Below are 18,076 nucleotides of genomic sequence, written 5' to 3'. Positions count from 1 at the left end.
CTCATGGTTCGAGACGGCGCTACGCGCCTCCTCACCATGAGGAGAGATATCAAGCCCCGATCGCGATCTTCGGCTCGGCGTCGGCGTTGGCCGCCATTTCCTTCAGGGCGCGGCGGTACTCGACCGGCATCACCTTGCGGAACTTCGGCGCATAGTCCTTCCAGTTCGCCAGGATTTCTGCGGCGCGCTTCGAGCCGGTGGCCTTGGCGTGACGCGAGATCAGGATGTGCAGGCGTTCGATGTCGGACGCCAGCAGGTTCTTGAACACGTCGACCCGGCCATGCGCCTCAAGATCGCCCATCTGGTGATAGGAGGCTTCCGCGATCATCTCCTCCGACAGCACCGGCTCGAGCTCGACCATCGCCATGTTGCAATGCTTGTCGAAGTCGCCGGCCTCGTCGAGCACATAGGCGACGCCGCCGGACATGCCGGCCGCGAAGTTGCGCCCGGTCTTGCCGAGCACGACGACGATGCCGCCGGTCATGTACTCGCAGCAATGATCACCCGCGCCCTCGACCACGGCGACCGCGCCCGAGTTGCGCACCGCGAAGCGCTCGCCGGCGATGCCGCGGAAGAAGCACTCGCCGGAGATGGCGCCGTACATCACGGTGTTGCCGACGATGATCGACTCCTCCGGCACGATGCCGGAGTTGCGCGGCGGCTTGACGATGATGCGGCCGCCCGACAGGCCCTTGCCGACATAGTCGTTGCCTTCGCCTTCGAGCTCGAAGGTGACGCCGTTGGCGAGCCAGGCGCCGAAGGCCTGGCCGGCGGTGCCCTTCAGGCTGACATGGATCGTATCCTGCGGCAGGCCGGCATGGCCGTAGATCTTCGCCACCGCGCCGGAGAGCATCGCGCCCGCCGAACGGTCGGTGTTGTTGATCTCGGCCTCGATCTTGACCGGCGCGCCGCGGTCGAGCGCGGGCTTGGCCTGCTCGATCAGCTTGCGGTCGAGCACGGCGTCGAGGTGATGGTCCTGCTTCTCGGCGTGATAGACCTTCTGGCCCGGCTCCGCCTTCTGCTTGACGAAAAGCTTGGAGAAGTCGAGGCCCTTGGCTTTCCAATGCGCCACCAGCCTGGACTGGTCGAGCATCTGGGTCTGTCCGACCATCTCGTTGAACGAGCGGTAGCCCAGAGCGGCCATGATCTCGCGGACTTCCTCGGCGACGAAGAAGAAGAAGTTGATGACGTGCTCGGGCTGGCCTGTGAAGCGCTTGCGCAGCACCGGGTCCTGGGTGGCGACGCCCACGGGACAGGTGTTGAGGTGGCACTTGCGCATCATGATGCAACCAGCCGCGATCAACGGCGCGGTGGCGAAGCCGAACTCGTCGGCGCCAAGGAGTGCGCCGATGACGACGTCACGGCCGGTGCGGAAGCCGCCGTCGACCTGGACCACGATGCGGCTGCGCAGCCGCTCGCGCACCAGCGTCTGATGCGTCTCGGCAAGGCCGATCTCCCACGGCGATCCCGCATGCTTGATCGAGGTGAGCGGGGAGGCACCGGTGCCGCCCTCGAAGCCCGCGACCGTGACGTGGTCGGCGCGCGCCTTGGCGACGCCGGCCGCAACCGTGCCGACGCCGACCTCCGAGACGAGCTTGACCGACACCTGACCGTCGGGATTGACGTTCTTCAGGTCGTAGATCAGCTGCGCGAGATCCTCGATCGAGTAGATGTCGTGGTGCGGCGGCGGCGAGATCAGGCCGACGCCGGGCGTCGAGTGGCGCACCTTGGCGATGGTGGCGTCGACCTTGTGGCCGGGCAGCTGACCGCCTTCGCCGGGCTTGGCACCCTGCGCCATCTTGATCTGCATCATGTCGGAGTTGACGAGGTACTCCGTCGTCACGCCGAACCGGCCCGAGGCGACCTGCTTGATCGCCGAGCGCATGGAATCGCCGTTCGGCAGCGGCTTGAAGCGGTCGGCCTCCTCGCCGCCTTCGCCGGTGTTCGACTTGCCGCCGATCCGGTTCATGGCGATCGCGAGCGTCGTATGCGCCTCGCGCGAGATCGAGCCGAAGCTCATCGCGCCCGTGGCGAAGCGCTTGACGATCTCCTTCGCCGGCTCGACCTCGTCGAGCGGAACCGGCTTGCGCTTGTCGTCCTCGGCCGACTTGATCCGGAACAGGCCGCGCAGGGTCAGCAGCCGCTCCGACTGCTCGTTGAGCAGCTTGGCGAACGCCTGGTAGCGCTCCCTGGAGTTGCCGCGCACGGCGTGCTGCAAGGTCGCAACCGACTCGGCCGTCCACGCATGGTCCTCGCCGCGGGTGCGGTAGGCATATTCGCCGCCGACATCGAGCGCGCTCTTGTAGACCAGCGCATCGCCGAACGCGTCGCGGTGACGGCGCGTGGTCTCCTCGGCGATCTCGGCGAGGCCGACGCCCTCGATGCGGGTGTGGGTGCCGGCGAAGAACTTCTGCACGAACTCTGCGCGAAGGCCGACCGCGTCGAAGATCTGCGCGCCGCAGTAGGACTGATAGGTCGAGATGCCCATCTTCGACATGACCTTGAGCAGGCCCTTGCCGATCGACTTGATGTAGCGCTTGACGACCTCGTAGTCGCTCAGCGCGCCCGGCAGCTTGTCCTTGAGCGCGATGATGGTCTCAAAGGCGAGATACGGATTGATCGCCTCGGCGCCATAGCCCGCGAGACACGCGAAGTGATGCACCTCCCGCGGCTCGCCGCTCTCGACGACGAGGCCGACCGACGTGCGCAGGCCGGTGCGGATCAGGTGATGATGCACGGCGGCGCAGGCGAGCAGCGACGGGATCGGAATCCGGTCGGCCGAGACCATGCGGTCGGACAGGATGATGATGTTGACGCCCTCGCGCACCGCGGCTTCGGCGCGGCCACAGAGATCGTCGAGCACCTGCTCGAAGCCGGCCGCGCCCAGGCTCGCATCGAAGGTGGTGTCGAGCGTGCGTGAGACGAAGTGGCTGTCGGAGACCTCAGAGATCGAGCGGATCTTCTCCAGGTCCGCATCGGTCAGGATCGGCTGATGCACCTCGAGCCGCTTGGTCGAGGCGACACCCTCGAGGTCGAACAGGTTCGGTCGCGGGCCGATGATCGAGACCAGGCTCATCACCAGCTCCTCGCGGATCGGATCGATCGGCGGGTTGGTGACCTGTGCGAAGTTCTGCTTGAAGTAGGTGAAGAGCAGCTTCGGCTTGTCCGACAGCGCCGAGATCGGCGTGTCGTTGCCCATCGAGCCCGTGGCCTCCTCGCCGGTCGCCGCCATCGGCGTCATCAGGATAGCGATGTCTTCCTGGCTGTAGCCGAACGCCTGCTGCCGGTCCAAGAGCGGCAGGTTGGTGCGCGCACCCGTGGTCGGCGCATCCGGCAGCTTCTCGACCTGAATCTGCGTGCGGCCGAGCCACTCGGTGTAGGGATGGCTGGCGGCGAGCTGCGCCTTGATCTCGTCGTCCGGGATCAGGCGGCCCTGCTCGAGATCGACGAGCAGCATCTTGCCGGGCTGCAGCCGCCACTTGGTGACGATCTGGTCCTCCGGGATCTTCAGCACGCCCATCTCGGACGCCATTACGATGCGGTCGTCCTTGGTGACGAGATAGCGCGCCGGCCGCAGGCCGTTGCGGTCGAGCGTGGCGCCGATCTGGCGGCCGTCGGTGAAGGCGATCGCGGCCGGGCCGTCCCACGGCTCCATCAGGGCGGCGTGATATTCGTAGAACGAGCGGCGCTCCTCGCTCATCAGCGGATTGCCGGCCCACGCCTCCGGGATCATCATCATGACCGCGTGCGGCAGCGAGTAGCCGCCCTGCACCAGGAACTCGAGCGCGTTGTCGAAGCAGGCGGTGTCGGACTGGCCCTCATAGGAGATCGGCCAGAGCCGGCTGATGTCCTTGCCGAACAGCTCGGACGACACCGACGCCTGCCGCGCCGCCATCCAGTTGACGTTGCCGCGCAGGGTGTTGATCTCGCCGTTGTGCGCGATCATCCGGTAGGGATGCGCCAGCGACCAGGTCGGGAAGGTGTTGGTCGAGAAGCGCTGATGCACCAGCGCCAGCGCGCTCTCGAAGTCCGGCTCATGCAAATCGGCGTAGTACTTGCCGAGCTGGTCGGCCAGGAACATGCCCTTGTAGATCACGGTCCGGCACGACATCGAGCACGGATAATAGCCCGACATGCCACGGTCGCGGCGCTGATAGATCGCCTGCGAGATCGACTTGCGCAGGATGTAGAGCTTGCGCTCGAACTCGTCCTCGGTCTTGGCGGCGCCGTTGCGGCCGATGAACACCTGCATGCTGCGCGGCTCGGTCGGCTTGACCGTCACGCCCAGCGAGGAGTTGTCGGTCGGCACGTCGCGCCAGCCGAGCAGGACCAGGCCTTCCTCCTCGATCTGGTCGGCGATGATGCTCTTGATGACGTTCCGCCAGGAATCGTCGCGCGGCATGAACAGCGCGCCGATGGCGTATTCGCCGGGGGCGGGCAAGGTGAAGCCGAGCTCCTTCGCCTTGCGCGAGAAGAAGGCGTGCGGGATCTGCACCAGGATGCCGGCGCCGTCGCCGAAGCGCGGGTCGGCGCCGACGGCGCCACGATGCTCGAGGTTGCACAGGATGTTCAGCGCGTCGGCGACGATCTGATGCGACTTCTGGCCCTTGATGTTGGCGATGAAGCCGACGCCGCAGGAATCCTTCTCCTGGCTCGGGTCATACAGACCTTCGGCCTCCGGACGCCAGGTGTGCAGCTCGCGGGTGATCTCGGCCGGTTTCTCGTGCGAATCCACAGCCAGCACCGCGCCGCCCAAAATTCCGTGCTCGACCTTCGATCCGCTCATATCCGTCCCCATCAGTTATTGGTCAGGGCCTTCACCACAGTCCGGTACACAGTCCGGCGCACCCCGGGCGCTGCGCGGCCCCTCTCCGGAGCCAACGCTCGTCCTTTTTCAGCGAGCCGCATTTGCAGAATTCAGGCCAGCCGCCGGGGGACCATGTCCCCGCTGGACGACCGCGGCCTGTTCATGTCGCAGCGCCCTCAGGCGCCGTAACATCATTGCAAAGTCTCGGTCACCTTTGCAACGAAATTTTAGACAGCATTTCTGTCCTAAACCGCAAGATGCCAAACTTTAACCTATCACACAAGCACTGCGGAGTCCTCGAGTTCGGGCGCCGCAACACGCTCATTCCCCGGCAAATCTTCCGTTTCTGCCGCTGACCGAACGATCCGGCCGGGCCGGCGATCACGCGCCGCGCTCGATTTTGAAACCTAACGCCCCGATCCCGCCCCTTCGCCGACCCAGGACCGCCGGAATCGCGGCAGAACTTCCGCCGCACTTGAGAAGAAGCGAACAGCTTCACGTGCGGGGGCATGCAGGAGCTTTGAACCATGAAGTTGCTAGTTGGAGTCGTCTCAGCCGCGCTGGTCGCGACGTTCGCCGCCGCGCAGGCCGAGCCGCTGCCACCGTCCGGCCTCCACGGGCCGTATACGGCAGTCTCCGATTTCGATGCGCCTTATTCGGACTTGCCGCCGCCGGCCGTCGTGCCTGCGCCACCGCCGCGCTACGGCTACCGGCCGGGCCCTGACTACGGCTACCGCGACGAGCGCTATGTGCCGCCGGCGCCGGTCTACCGTCAGGACAATTACAGAGAGGGCTATCAGCAGGACTATGGCTATGCGCCCGCGTTCCTGCCGGTGCATGAGGTCTATGCCATTCTGCGCGACAACGGTTTCTCGCCGCTCGGCGCGCCGCGCCAGCGCGGCAATGTCTGGATCGTGGCGGTGCTCGATCGCCAGGGCGAGGACGGCAAGCTCGTCGTCGATGCCCGCTCCGGCCGCATCATCCGCTTCGTGCCGGCGTTCCAATGGGGCGAGGAGTACGAGCGGATGCGCTATGAGCCCGCCCCGCGCGGTGGCCTCGACCGCCTGCCGCCGCCGAGCGTGATCCGGGCCGATCCGCGCCTGGTGCCGCCGATGCCGGCTGCGCCGCGCGTTGCCACCGCGGCGCCGATCCAGCCGAAAGTGCCGACGCCTGCCGCGCGGCCGAGTGCACCGGCACCGCAGACCGCAGCGCTCAATCCGAAACCGGCGGACGCACCCAAGGCCCTTCCGCCCAAGCCCGCGGACATCAAGCCGGCCGAGGCCAAGGCTTCGGACGCCAACACCTCTGACGCGAAGCCTTCAGAAGCCAAGCCTTCAGACGCCAAGGCTTCAGAGGCCAAGGCTTCAGAGGCCAAGGCTTCAGACGCAAAACCCTCTGAGCCGAAGCCCGTGCAATCGGCCGCGGCTACGGCCACGCCGCAGACGACTGGCTCCGTCGCGGCGCCCGCGGCGAAGCCGGTGCCCCAGATCCTGCCGACGGCAAAGATGCCGGCTGTACAGGGTTTGGAATAGAGGCAGTCAGACGGTCTGCCCGGCCGCTTGCCACCCCCAACGCCGTCATCGCCCGGCTCGACCGGGCGATCCAGTCAACACCGGCATCTCGGTCATTCACGACCGCCGCCGCGGACTGGATGCCCGCTTTCGCGGGCATGACAGGTCGTTTGGAGCAGCCGATGAGACCCCAGCACCATCGGTCGCACTACTCGTGCTGACCGGCGGCCTTCAGGATCAGATCAGCGATCTCCTTCGGATGCGACACCAGCGACAGGTGTCCGGCGTCGAGCTCGATCGTGGTTGCCTTCATGCGGTGGGCCAGGAAGCGCTCGAAATCCGGATCGATGGTCTTGTCCTGCTTCGACACTGCATAGAATGACGGCTTGTCGTGCCATGCCGCCTGGGTGGTGCGGTTGCCGAAGATCGTCGCCGCGGTCGGCCACTGCACCGCATAGAGCTCCTTTGCCGTCGTCGCATCGACGCCGTTGGCGAAGTCCGTCAGGAAGGCGTCCTCGTTGAGCTTGGTCTCGCCGTCATGGTCGACGATGCCGGCGCGCGCCGGCGGCGTCGGATATTGGCCGGCGAGCTTGACGAAATCCTCGCCCGCATCGGGGGCGCGGGCGGCGACATAGACCAGCGCGCTGACCTTCGGATCGGTGCCGACCTCGCTCACGACCGTGCCGCCCCAGGAATGGCCGACCAGCACGGCCGGCCCATCCTGCTCGGCCAGGGCGCGGCGGGTGGCGGCCGCGGAGTCTGCCAGCGAGGTCAGCGGGTTCTGCACGGCCGTGACCTTGAGGCCGGCCGCCTGCAGATAGGGGATGACCTTGGCCCAGCTCGAGCCGTCGGCCCAGGCGCCGTGCACCAGCACGACGTTGTGGACCTTGGGCGGCGGCGCGGGCTGCGCCAGAGCAGGGCCGGCCAATGCCGTCAGGGCGGCGACGAAAGTGAGGGTGCGAACGACGTTCATCGTTGAGGCTCCAGTGGCTCGGGTGAGTGAGGTCATCACTGGCGTCTTCGCTGGCCGGGTGCAGGCCGTTACCGCCCGTCACGATCGTTTGATTGCACTGCAGCAACGCACAAAAAAACGCCCCGGCTGCCCGGGGCGTTCGCATTCTCAAGTCTGAGTGCCGGTTAAGCGGCGGCCTTCTCGGCCGATCCCTCGATCACCGGCTGCTCGGAGCCTTGCGCGCCGGTTGAGATCGGAATCGAGCGGGGCTTCTTCGCTTCCGGAATCTCGCGTACGAGGTCGACGTGGAGCAGGCCGTTTTCGAGGCTGGCGTTCTTCACCACCACGTGGTCGGCGAGCTGGAACGAGCGCTCGAACGCCCGGGCGGCGATGCCGCGATACAGCACCTCAGCCTTCTTGCCGTTCTCATTGGCGGCCTTCTCGCCCTTGATCGTCAGCGTGTTTTCCTTCGCGACGAGGGAGAGCTCATCCTTGCCAAAGCCGGAGACGGCGACGGTGATGCGGTAGGCGTTCTCACCGGTGCGCTCGATATTGTAGGGCGGATAGCCGGGGGTGGGCTCGGCGGTGGCCTGATCGAGCATCGAGAACAGACGGTCGAAACCGACGGTGGAACGATAGAAGGGGGTGAGGTCGTAGGTACGCATGGTCAAAGTCCTCCATTGAGCGACTATTGGGCAAACCCGCCCGCCATCGGGCCGGGCCGTCGTGCAGCCATCAGAGGCCTGCACGATCTCGATGTAGGGCAGGCGTTTCGACGTTCAAGGGCGTTCGGGACCTGCTCTTTTTGCCGTTCCACCCCTTGATTCCCGCTGCCTTTCACCTATTCGATGGGTGCCTCATGACGCTCGTCTCGATTCCCGCCAATCCCGTTCCCGAAAACGTCACTGCCGGCACCATCAAGACCCCTGATGGCGCCGAGCTGCGCTTTGCGCGCTGGGCGCCGCCGGCCGGGCGCAAGGGCACGGTGTGCGTGTTCACCGGCCGCAGCGAGATGATCGAGAAGTATTTCGAGACGGTGCGCGATCTGCGCGATCGCGGCTTTGCGGTCGCCATCATCGACTGGCGCGGCCAGGGCCATTCGTCGCGGCGCCTGCGCGATTCCCGCAAGGGCTATGTGCGCTCGTTCTCCGACTACGAGACCGACGTGGAGACCTTCGTCACGCAAGTCGTGCTGCCGGACTGTCCGCCGCCTTATTTCGCGCTGGCGCATTCGATGGGCGGCACGGTGCTGCTGCGGCTCGCGCATGCCGGCAAGCGCTGGTTCGATCGCATCGTGCTGTCGGCGCCGATGATCGACCTTCCGGGCAGCCGCACAGCGCTGCCGGCGCGGCTGTTGCTGCGGGCAATGCGCATCGCCGGGCAGGGCGGCCGCTACGTGCCGGGCGGCAACGACGAGATCAGCGGACTGGCGCCATTCGTCAACAATCCGCTGACCTCCGATCCGGTCCGCTATGCCCGCAACGCCGCGATCCTCGAAGAAGATCCGACGCTCGGCATCGCCTCGCCCACGGTCGCCTGGGCCGACGCCGCGTTCTCCGCGATGATGACCTTCCGCGGCATGAGCTATCCGTCGCAGATCCGCCAGCCGATCCTGATGCTGGCGGCCTCCAGCGACACCGTGGTGTCGACGGCTGCGATCGAGGAGTTCGCCTATCATCTGCGCGCCGGCTCGCATCTCGTGATCGCCGGCGCCAAGCACGAGATCCTGCAGGAGCAGGACCGCTACCGCTCGCAGTTCTGGGCCGCGTTCGATGCCTTCGTGCCGGGCACCCCGCTGTTCGGCTGAGCCGTCGCGCCCGTTTGCTGGACACCCCTGGGCGGGCGGGCTAGCTAGGCCCGACGTCCTCCTCGGAGCTTGGCGGCAGACGTGAGTGAACGGCGGAAAAATCAGCAGGCGCAGGCGCTGCAGGAAGCGGTCCACGCGCTCCGTTCGCGGCAGTTCGCGCGCGCCGAGCAGATCGCCGCCTCGATCCTGCGCACGGCCAGGACCGATCGCGCGGCGCTGCTCGTTCATTCCCATGCGCTGCTCGGCCAGCACCGCGCGAGCGAGGCGATTGCGCCGCTGGAGAAGGCTGCGCTCCGCGGCAGCGATCCGGAACTCGAGACGCTGCTCGGCGCCGCCTTGTGCGAGTCCAGACGCGCCGCCGACGGCATCGCGCAGCTGCGCAAGACCGCGGCGCGGCGGCCGCCTTTTCTGCCGGCGTTCCAGGAGCTGGCGGGGCGGCTTGCCAAGTCGGGGCAGCTTGGTGAAGCCATCGCCGTGATCGAGGAGGCGCTGACGCTGTCACCCGACAGCGTCGACCTCCAGCTCGATCTCGGACGCCTCTCTCTTCAGGCCAATGACCGCGTTCGTGCCCGCACGCACCTGCTGGCGGCGCGCGAGGCCGCGCCGGGACGGCCCGACATCCTGATCGAGCTCGCCTGGGTGCAGTTCCTCGACGGCGACTATGCCGAGGCCGCAGGCACCTACCGCCATGCGCTCGGGCTGCGGCCGGAGGACACGCAGACCCGCGCCAATCTCGCGATGTGTCTCGCCGAGATGGGGGATCGCGATGGCGCCCAGGCTGCGCTGCGCACGGCGGTGCGCGGCCGGCCGCATCTGCTGACCCGCGCGGCCTACACGCTCGCCGTCACCTCGCACGGCCGTTTCTTCTTCCGTCCGAGCGACGCTGCCAGATTCCTGCAGATCGACGGCGCTGCGACAGCTAAGCCCTGAACCGCTTGCGATAGACGCCGGTCTCGCGCTTCAGCGCATCGCGCACCTCGTGGATCTCGGCGATCTCCTCTTCGGTGAAGGCCGAGGTCTGCATCGCCCATGCCTGCCGCTTCACCGGAATGCATTGCGCGACCGGCGTTCCTCTCGGGATCAGGCCGCGGAACGCCGTGTCATGCCAGTGCGCCGGGAAGTGCACGAACGAGTCGTGAAAGCGGTCGCTGTCGACCAGTCCGGTCAAGGTGGTGAAGGGCAGGTCGAAGCGGTTGACGGGATGCGTGAACAGCAATGCCCAGCCCTCCGGCGACTCGATGGTCCAGAGATTGTGAAACTTGAGCAGGAAGCGGTCGGCCTCGAACAGCGGCGAGCCCGTGACCTGCGCGACGTCGTGGAAGCTGATCGGTGAGCGCGGAAAATCGATCGCACCGCCCGGCGGCAGCTCGTTGTCCCAGCTGATGCCGCCATCCTCGACCGTGAGATCGCAGATCAGCGGAATGAGGAAGCCGGTCGTCATCGCGTCGATGAAGGGCGGGCAGCGCTTGACGGTCTGCTCCTCGGCCTGGTTGAGCGCGCTGAACGCGGTGGCCGGCATCGTCTTGACCCAGTCGGGAACGCCCATCGGCGCCGGCACCGGCTGCGGAATGAGGCCTTCGAGCTCCTTCGGACAGCGGAATTTCAGCGTGAGCGGTTCAGTCTCGGACATCGGCGCCGCGGTTCTCCTGGGGACGACGGCAGATGTCTACGCCTTCGCCGCCGAAAGTCCAACCGGCCGAGCCTGGGCCTGGCGATGCTCTATCTCGTCAGATGCGCCTCGGACACCGCATGATTGAACATCGCGTTCAGCGCCGACGTGATGTCGGCGGGCGTGTTCGCCGTATAGAAGAATCCTGGCGAGGCGCAGGCCTTCAGGCTCGGCGGAATCGAAGGAATGTTGCTGTTGGCATAGTCGTCTTCGTCACCGGCGAAGGATGCGTTCACCGGATTGATCACCTGGTAGGGTATGTAGAGCACGGAAATGATGATGCCGCGGTTCTTCAGCGGTGTGCAGGAGGTGTTCGGATCGATCACGGTGGCATGGTTGCTGCCTGACCATGAGCCATTGGGGACGCCCTTGACCTGCGGGTCCTGTGCGCCGTCGGTGACCAGGAATACGTAGGGCAGGGTGTTGGTCGAAGCGCTGCCGTTGCCGACACTGACGATCAGGTTGTTGACGCTGGAGAGGGCCGTGTCGATGTGCGTGCCGCCTGAGCCCAGAGATGCGTTGGTGTTGGTGTCGAGCAGGGTCGCGAGGTTGGCGGCTGCATAGTTGATGGTGGTCGAATCCGACGTCGAGCCGTTGATGCTGCTGGTGAGCGGGAAGTAGGAATAGAGATAGCGAATGAAGGGATAGAGACCGATCCGGAACTGGTTGCTGACCTTCTTGGTGTTGTTCGCAGTGACGAACAGCTGGTTCACGGCATAGCCCACCGCATCCAGCCGCAGCTGGATGCAAGAATCCGTCCCGTCGGTCGGACAGTTCGCAACGGTCGCCAGGTTCTTGTACAGCGAGTTCGGCAGGCCGGACACGATCGACGACGGCAGTTGAACGCCCTTGGGGTTGTTCTTGTTGGTGGTCAGCAGGCTCTTGTAGCCGCTCTGGCTGACGCGCGAGATCGCATAGCCCAGGCAATAGTTGTTGGTAGGATATCCCTGGGTCCCCGTATCGGTGCACGCGCTGTTCTGCGGCGAGAAGTGGCACGCCAGCGTGCACCCCGTGGGGTATTGCCGGTAGTTGTCCGGGCTGATCGCCTGCATGCGCTGCGCTTCGGCCGATGTCGACGGCAGGCCCATCGAGCCGGAGACGTCCAGCGTCAAGTAGAAGTCGAGATAGAGCGGCAGGGTGACGGAGGAGGACGATTGGCCGCTGACCGTCAGATTCTGATAGCCGATCACCGTCAGGAACGTGGCCGGCACGTTGGCGGTGAATTGCACCTGCGACGTCAGTGTGGACCCACTCTTGGTGACGGTGCTGGTCTCAGACGTCAATGTGTAGCCTTGAAAGGTAGAGGCGTTGCCCTTGAAGATGTTGTCCGCCTCGGAGACCCCGGCGGTAACGGTTCCGTCCGACGTCATCGCCATCGCCGCTGCATAGCCTGCCGAGTTGACCGAGATCGAGGCGATGCTCGCGGCATCGGCCGCAGACTGGAGCCTGATCTTCATGCGCATGGCCATGGAGTAGTCGGTCGCGCATCCGATCGCCGTGAGAATCGGCAACAGCGCCAGCGCGAATGTGACCGCGATATTGGCCTTGCTGTCGCGGGAGAAGCGCGCGATGGCGGCGATCGCCCGGCTCGCTGGTCGGCTGATATCCGTCATGCTCTTCCTCAAAAGATCCCGTTGGGGCGGTGAGGACCTGTATTCTTTTCCTTGTTGGCGCTTCCCTGCGGCGATCATCTCCGCGACTGCTTCAAGGAGACCTGCAGTGAGAACCGGGCACGAGCTCCGCCCGCTCCCCGGTCGTGAGCAGAGGGGGACGCCGTCGCGCGCGGGACCACATGTGGATGTATGCGGACGCCGATTGCGAATTCGGTTGACCTGCGACGAAACATCGCAGGCGACTGTTGCGATTTTGTTTACGTGGCGAGAGAGAGGCGCCGTCCTCCAATACCGTGCCAGCCCATGCATGCACCTGTCGTCAGCGCGGAGCCGCGCCGACGATCCACGGAGCAGCCGCCGCTACTTGGTCGACAGCACCTCGCCGAACCGCTCCCACTGCTTACCGGTGAAACGCATGAACTGCACCTGCTCGACCGGGAGGTGGTCCGTCTCTGACGTGTTGACCTTGATGCCCGGCAGCAGCATCGGCAGTTCGAGATCCTTGATCGACAGCGCCTGCCGCAAAATGTTCTCGCGCGACAGATCGTTGCCCGCGGCCTTCAGCACCTGCTCGAGCACCATGCCGTTGTTGTAGCCGTTGACGTAGTTGGAATCGCGGATGTCGCCGTCCGGCACGTATTTCGCCATGTAGTCGCGCCAGCCCTTGACGCCGGCATCGTCCGCCCAGGCCGGATCCAGAGGATCCTTGACATAAGCCGTCGAGATGATGCCTTTGCCGGCTTCGAGGCCCGCGGGCTCCATCACTGACGACATCCACACCGAGACGTTGGTCAGGAACGTCAGCGGGCGCCAGTTGATCTCATGGATCTTGCGGATCGCCTGCGCGGCGAATTTCGGCGTCGCGGCAATGATCAGCGCATCGGCGCCGGTCGATTTCAGCTTCACGATCTGCGAGTCGATGGTCGGATCGGTCGACTCGTAGCTTGCGACGGTCACCGCGCTGTCGAAGCGCTCGCCCAGCACGTCCTTCAGCCCGGCGAGATAGTCGCGGCCAAAATCGTCATTCTGCGCGAGAATGGCAAAGGTCGCATCCGGCTTCTTCTGCAGAGCGTAGCGCGCATACATCCGAGCCTCGTTGCGGAACGGCGCCATCACCCCCATCAAGGCCAGCGGAAATTGCTGGGGATCACCGAACTTCGAGGCGCCCGAGGCCACGAACAGCTGCGGCACCTTCTTGCCCTGGAGATACTTGGCGATCGCAGTGTTGTGCGCGGTGCCCATGGTCGAGAAGATGAACGACACCTCGTCGCTCTCGACCAGCCGTCGCGTCTGCTCCACGGTCTTGGGCGGCACGTAGCCGTCGTCCAGCGAGATCAGGTTGACCTTGCGGCCGTTAATGCCGCCGCGGTCGTTGACCATCTTGAAATAGGCCACCTCGCCTTTGCCGAGGATGCCGAAGGCGGACACGGGCCCGCTGTAGGGCATGGTCTGTCCAATGCGGATCTCGCCGGCGGTGATGCCCGGCTGATCCTCCGCCCGCACGGGCGCGGCGAGGACGGACGCGACGACGAACAATCCTGCCGCTGCGATGGCGCTTCGCATGGATACCTCCCTGGTGGCCGCGCTGCCGGCGGCGTTTTAGCGGTCAGCATAGGCGGAGGTTGGGGGGCTGCGCAATTAAAATATATTTTTTAATAAAAATGTACTTTCTGGCTTTGCTAGTGTGAATTGTCCCGCGAAAGTGAGTCGATGTCCGGCAGCGCCACCCAGACCGTCTACGAGCAGTTGCGTGCCAGCCTGCTCGCCGGCCTCTATCGTCCGGAGGAGAAGCTGAAGATCAGCGAACTCGGATCAGCCTTCTCGGTCAGCACGGGGGCGATCCGCGAGGCGTTGGCGCGGCTCACGGCGGAAGGGCTGGTGACGGCGACGCCGCAGCGCGGCTTCCGCGTGGCGCCGGTCTCGGTGGCCGATCTGCGCGATCTGACCGACATGCGCGTCGAGATCGAGACCAAGTGCCTGCGCCGCGCCATCGCCAACGGTGATCTTGCCTGGGAGACCACGGTCGTTGCCGCGCATCACCGTCTAGCCGCGACGCCGATCGCGGCTCATGACGGAAGCTTCTCGCCGGCCTGGATGCTGGCGCATGCCGATTTCCATGCCGCGTTGGCCCAGGCCTGTGGCAGCGCCTGGATGATGCGGGTGCGTGATCTCCTGTTTGCACACAACCAGCGCTATCTCGATCTCGCCCGCAAGACCGATCGTGGCAACCGCGATGCCGCGCGTGAGCATCGCGAACTGATGGAGGCGGCGCTGGCGCGCGACACCGAGCGCGCTGTGATGCTCATGACGGCGCATCTCGACAAGACCCGGGACACGATCGAGGCGGCGCTGCTCGCAGCGACGGCGATGAACGAGGCGAAGTAGGACCCTATCAGGACGCAGACGGCGAACGTCTTCGACGCGATCCGTCCCTAACCGGATGTCACCAGCCGAATGAATGAGGGTAGCCTGACGGCTGCGGCCACTTCATTCGGGGGGCGATGTACTTCCGCTGAGAAGCGTCGAACTAAGCGCGCCGCGCGTAGATGCGATCGCTCGGCGCGACGCGAACCACCATGCCTCGAGCGCGGTCGTAGTCCACCGTTGTCGTCGACATCATCCGTCAAGCGCGAGCTGTTAAGAAAATTCAACCTTTTCGAGCGCCGACGCTTCCCTCGTCCCGATGCATTTGTGAATCCGCCGTCAGTGTTAATCGGGCTTCATGCCGGGCTTGCTGTGCATTCAAGGATGCATTCACCACGCGCCGATCTCTCCAAGTTTGGAAACGTCCCGGTAACGCGCCGTCCCGCTAGTGGCGTCCACTAACGACATTCCTGGAGGAGACATTGATGATTATGAAGATTGCGCGGAAGCTGGTTGGTCCCCACGCGCTCAATTCCGGCTTCGGTCTGGTGACCATGTTCTCATTGACCGGCGTGGTCGCTTCACTCGTGCTGGTCCAGCACGGGGTGAATGTCAGCCCGCCCGCGATGTTCTGATCGAACCGCTGCCGACCCGGCCCCAGTTGGTAGTTGGTCCGCAGGACTCACCCGTCCCGAGGCGGGCTGCCTGTAACCTCTCTCGAGACAAGCTGTCACCGACAGTCATTCGGGCCGTGAACCGGTCTTCCTGGCGCGCGATCCGATCAGCTCGGCGACGAGCGGATTGGCGTAGCGGCGCTGCTGGCTCACGGCAAAGAACTGCTCCTTCAGCGCACTCAGCCGCGCGCGCTCGACGAGCGTGCCGGAGCGCAGCTCGTCGATCACGACGATCGACGGCACCAATGTGACGGTGCCGCTCTCGCGGGCCATCAGGCGCAGCATCGCCATGTCGTCGACCTCGGCGGCGATGATCGGGCGGATCCCGCCCGATCCGACTAGCGCATCGAAGGCCGAGCGCAGCGCGCTGCCTCGGCCGGGCAGGATCACGGGCGTCGTCGCGAGATCCTGCGGAAAGCGGAATCGCGCGGGCCCGGTCGGCTTGCGGCCGACGAGGCTGACGCGCTGTTCGTCGATCAGTGTGTTCTCGAAACTGCTGCGCATGTCCGGCGCTGCCGGATGGTTGGCGAGCACGAGGTCGAGCTTGTGGGAATCGAGCTGCTCCAGGAGCTCGGCGAACTGGCCGGTGCGGATGATCAGCTCAACGTCGACCCGCGCGATCAGCGGCTTCAGGAAGGCGATCTGGAAGTTGCGCGACAGGTTCGCCGCGGCGCCGACCCGCAGCAACTGTCGTCCCGGCCGTAGGCCCGACAGCGTCTCGATCAGCTCATGGCCGGACTTGAACACGCTGCCGGCATAGTCGAGCGCGATGCGCCCGGCCTCGGTGAGCTGCAGAGTGCGGCCGGTGCGCTCGAACAGCTTCTGCCCGAGCTGCGCCTCCAGCGCCTTGATCTGTACCGAGAGAGAGGAGGGCGAGACGTTGAGCCGCTGCGCGGCGCGGCTCATGCTGCCTTCGCTGGCGATGACCCAGAAATAGCGCAGGTGATGGTAGTTCAGGTGCGGCATGGCATCGTTCTATATTTTATAACGATCAGGTTCAATCATTGAAATTTTAAGAAGCATCGTGGGCCGGTAAAGCAGGGGGCAGCCGTCTCATTTGATCAACCTGTCGAGCCGTCATGAACCCGCTCATTCCCTGCCTCGCGGCGCTTGCGCCGCTCACGCTGTGTGTCGCCGCACTTGTGGGCATCCACGCCAGCGCCCGTGACGTTGCTCGCCGCGCGATCCTCGCCGCGGCGATCGCCTTCGGCATCGCGACGGTCGCGAGCCTCGCTGCGGCCGTCGTCGGGGCAGGGCGGACGCCGCTGCTTGGCGGATACGGCCTCGGGCTGTCGCTTCAGCTCGACGCGCTCGGCGCCATCCTCTCGGTTCTCGTCAGCTTCATCGGCATGGTCGTGGTGCGCTACAGCCGCAACTATCTCGACGGCGATCCAGGTCAGGTCCGGTTCACGCGCTGGCTGCTGCTGACCCTCGCCGCGGTGCTGACACTGCTGATCGCGGGCAATCTGGTGCTTCTGCTCGCCGCCTGGGTCGCGACGAGCCTTTCGCTCGGCAAGCTGCTGTTGTTCTACGAGACCCGGCCGGCTGCGATCCGCGCCTCGCGCAAGAAGTTCGTCGCGAGCCGGCTCGGCGACGCCTGCCTCGCACTCGCTGCGCTGCTGCTCTACATCCGGTTCGGCACGCTGGAGATTGCCGGCCTCGTCGCCCACGCCCGGGTGGGCGAGGGGGTTGGCTCTCCGATCGTCACGATTGCAGCGCTCCTGATCGTCGCGACCGCCATGCTGAAATCCGCCCAGCTGCCGCTGCATGGCTGGCTGATCGAGGTGATGGAGACGCCGACGCCGGTGTCGGCGCTGCTGCATGCCGGCATCATCAATGCCGGCGGCTTCCTGGTGCTCAGGCTCAGCGACGTGCTGCTGCTGGCCACGCCCGCGCTCGACGTCCTCGCGATCGTCGGCGGCGCCACCGCGCTGTTCGGCTCGCTGGTGATGCTGACGCAGACCTCGGTGAAGGTGCAACTGGCCTATTCGACGGTGGCGCAGATGGGCTTCATGCTGCTGCAATGCGGGCTCGGCGCCTTCTCCGCGGCGCTGCTGCACATCGTGGCGCACTCGCTCTACAAGGCGCATGCCTTCCTGTCCTCGGGCAGCATCATCGATCTTGCCCGGGCGTCCTGGACACCGAGCCCCGGCGGCCAGCCGCACGCGGCACGGCTGATCCTGGCGCTGGTCGCCGTGATCGGGCTCGCGCTGCTCACCGGGTTCGCCTTCGGCATGACCTTGCGCACCAACCCGGCGCAGATCGCACTCGGCTCGGTGCTGCTGATGGGGCTCGTTCACCTGATGGCCAACGCCATCGACGAGCGGCCGAACGCCTTCGTCGTCGCTCGCGCCGCGGTCACCGCGGCCGGTGTCGCGATCGTCTACTTCGCGCTGCAGGCCGCGATGGCCTGGCTGGTCGGGGGCAGCATCCCGGCTGCACGGCCGGTCGACGGCATCGTGCCGATGCTGATCGCGGCCGCCGTCGTCGTGTCGTTCGCGGCCGTCACCGTGTTCCAGAACCAGATGATGCGCCGCGCCGACGCGCCGTTCTGGATCGCGGCCTACGTCCACCTGCGCAACGGCCTCTATCTCAACACGCTCGCCAACCGTCTCGTGCTGACCTTAGGGCCGAGGCATTCGACCGCACGTCTCCCGTCCAACCAGTGATCCGAGATCT

The 18,076-nt window shown here is 65.7% G+C and carries 13 protein-coding genes; 6 read left to right on the top strand and 7 right to left on the bottom strand.

Features of this window, described 5'->3' with window-relative positions:
- Positions 1-49 precede the first annotated feature (49 nt).
- Positions 50-4,786 carry a glutamate synthase large subunit gene (gltB, locus tag QX010_RS11770; RefSeq protein WP_316179618.1) on the bottom strand — a complete coding sequence of 1,579 codons (4,737 nt, stop codon included), beginning with the start codon at positions 4,784-4,786 and terminating at the stop codon, positions 50-52.
- Positions 4,787-5,334: 548 nt separating this feature from the next.
- Here gltB and QX010_RS11765 point away from each other — a divergent pair.
- The gene (locus QX010_RS11765) at positions 5,335-6,339 is read left to right on the top strand and encodes a hypothetical protein (protein WP_316179616.1); all 1,005 of its coding nucleotides are present in this window, start codon (positions 5,335-5,337) and stop codon (positions 6,337-6,339) included.
- Positions 6,340-6,526: 187 nt separating this feature from the next.
- On the opposite strand, the gene QX010_RS11760 is transcribed toward QX010_RS11765, so the two are convergent.
- Both QX010_RS11760 and QX010_RS11755 read right to left on the bottom strand, forming a co-directional pair.
- Positions 6,527-7,291, bottom strand: a complete 765-nt coding sequence (locus QX010_RS11760) for an alpha/beta hydrolase (protein WP_316179614.1) — start codon at positions 7,289-7,291, stop codon at positions 6,527-6,529.
- A 164-nt stretch (positions 7,292-7,455) separates the two neighbouring features.
- A complete protein-coding gene (locus tag QX010_RS11755; RefSeq protein WP_315801815.1) occupies positions 7,456-7,935 on the bottom strand; it encodes an Hsp20 family protein in 480 nt (159 codons plus the stop codon).
- 194 nt (positions 7,936-8,129) lie between these two features.
- Between QX010_RS11755 and QX010_RS11750 the strand changes: the two genes are divergently transcribed.
- Both QX010_RS11750 and QX010_RS11745 read left to right on the top strand, forming a co-directional pair.
- Positions 8,130-9,077, top strand: coding sequence for an alpha/beta hydrolase (locus tag QX010_RS11750; RefSeq protein ID WP_315801816.1), 948 nt, complete (start codon positions 8,130-8,132; stop codon positions 9,075-9,077).
- Positions 9,078-9,158: 81 nt separating this feature from the next.
- Complete coding sequence (locus tag QX010_RS11745) at positions 9,159-10,007, top strand: tetratricopeptide repeat protein (protein WP_316179612.1); 849 nt, start codon at positions 9,159-9,161, stop codon at positions 10,005-10,007.
- Here the strand turns inward: QX010_RS11745 and QX010_RS11740 are convergent.
- From QX010_RS11740 to QX010_RS11730, 3 genes are all read right to left on the bottom strand, one after another.
- Positions 9,997-10,707, bottom strand: a complete 711-nt coding sequence (locus QX010_RS11740) for a hypothetical protein (RefSeq protein WP_316179610.1) — start codon at positions 10,705-10,707, stop codon at positions 9,997-9,999. The two genes, QX010_RS11745 and QX010_RS11740, sit on opposite strands and share 11 nt — an antisense overlap.
- 89 nt (positions 10,708-10,796) lie before the next feature.
- Positions 10,797-12,359 (bottom strand): TadE/TadG family type IV pilus assembly protein, encoded by a 1,563-nt coding sequence (locus QX010_RS11735; protein WP_315801819.1) that lies wholly within the window; start codon positions 12,357-12,359, stop codon positions 10,797-10,799.
- Positions 12,360-12,719: 360 nt separating this feature from the next.
- Positions 12,720-13,922 carry an ABC transporter substrate-binding protein gene (locus tag QX010_RS11730; RefSeq protein ID WP_316179608.1) on the bottom strand — a complete coding sequence of 401 codons (1,203 nt, stop codon included), beginning with the start codon at positions 13,920-13,922 and terminating at the stop codon, positions 12,720-12,722.
- 147 nt (positions 13,923-14,069) lie between these two features.
- Here QX010_RS11730 and QX010_RS11725 point away from each other — a divergent pair, with 147 nt between their 5' ends.
- Positions 14,070-14,744: a GntR family transcriptional regulator gene (locus QX010_RS11725; RefSeq protein WP_316179606.1), complete on the top strand. Its 675-nt coding sequence runs from the start codon at positions 14,070-14,072 to the stop codon at positions 14,742-14,744.
- Between the two features lie 464 nt (positions 14,745-15,208).
- Positions 15,209-15,358 (top strand): hypothetical protein, encoded by a 150-nt coding sequence (locus QX010_RS11720; RefSeq protein ID WP_316179605.1) that lies wholly within the window; start codon positions 15,209-15,211, stop codon positions 15,356-15,358.
- Between the two features lie 105 nt (positions 15,359-15,463).
- Here the strand turns inward: QX010_RS11720 and QX010_RS11715 are convergent, their stop codons facing one another.
- Entirely contained in the window at positions 15,464-16,363 is a 900-nt protein-coding gene (locus tag QX010_RS11715; RefSeq protein WP_316179603.1) for a LysR family transcriptional regulator, read from the bottom strand.
- 113 nt (positions 16,364-16,476) lie between these two features.
- Between QX010_RS11715 and QX010_RS11710 the strand changes: the two genes are divergently transcribed.
- Positions 16,477-18,066 (top strand): NADH-quinone oxidoreductase subunit L, encoded by a 1,590-nt coding sequence (locus tag QX010_RS11710; RefSeq protein ID WP_316179601.1) that lies wholly within the window; start codon positions 16,477-16,479, stop codon positions 18,064-18,066.
- Positions 18,067-18,076 lie beyond the last annotated feature (10 nt).

Origin of the sequence: Bradyrhizobium sp. SZCCHNRI1009 (assembly GCF_032487575.1) — a bacterium.
Taxonomy (GTDB): Bacteria; Pseudomonadota; Alphaproteobacteria; order Rhizobiales; family Xanthobacteraceae; genus Bradyrhizobium.
Note: the sequence above shows the minus strand (reverse complement) of the source record. Positions and strands in the feature narration are given on the sequence as shown.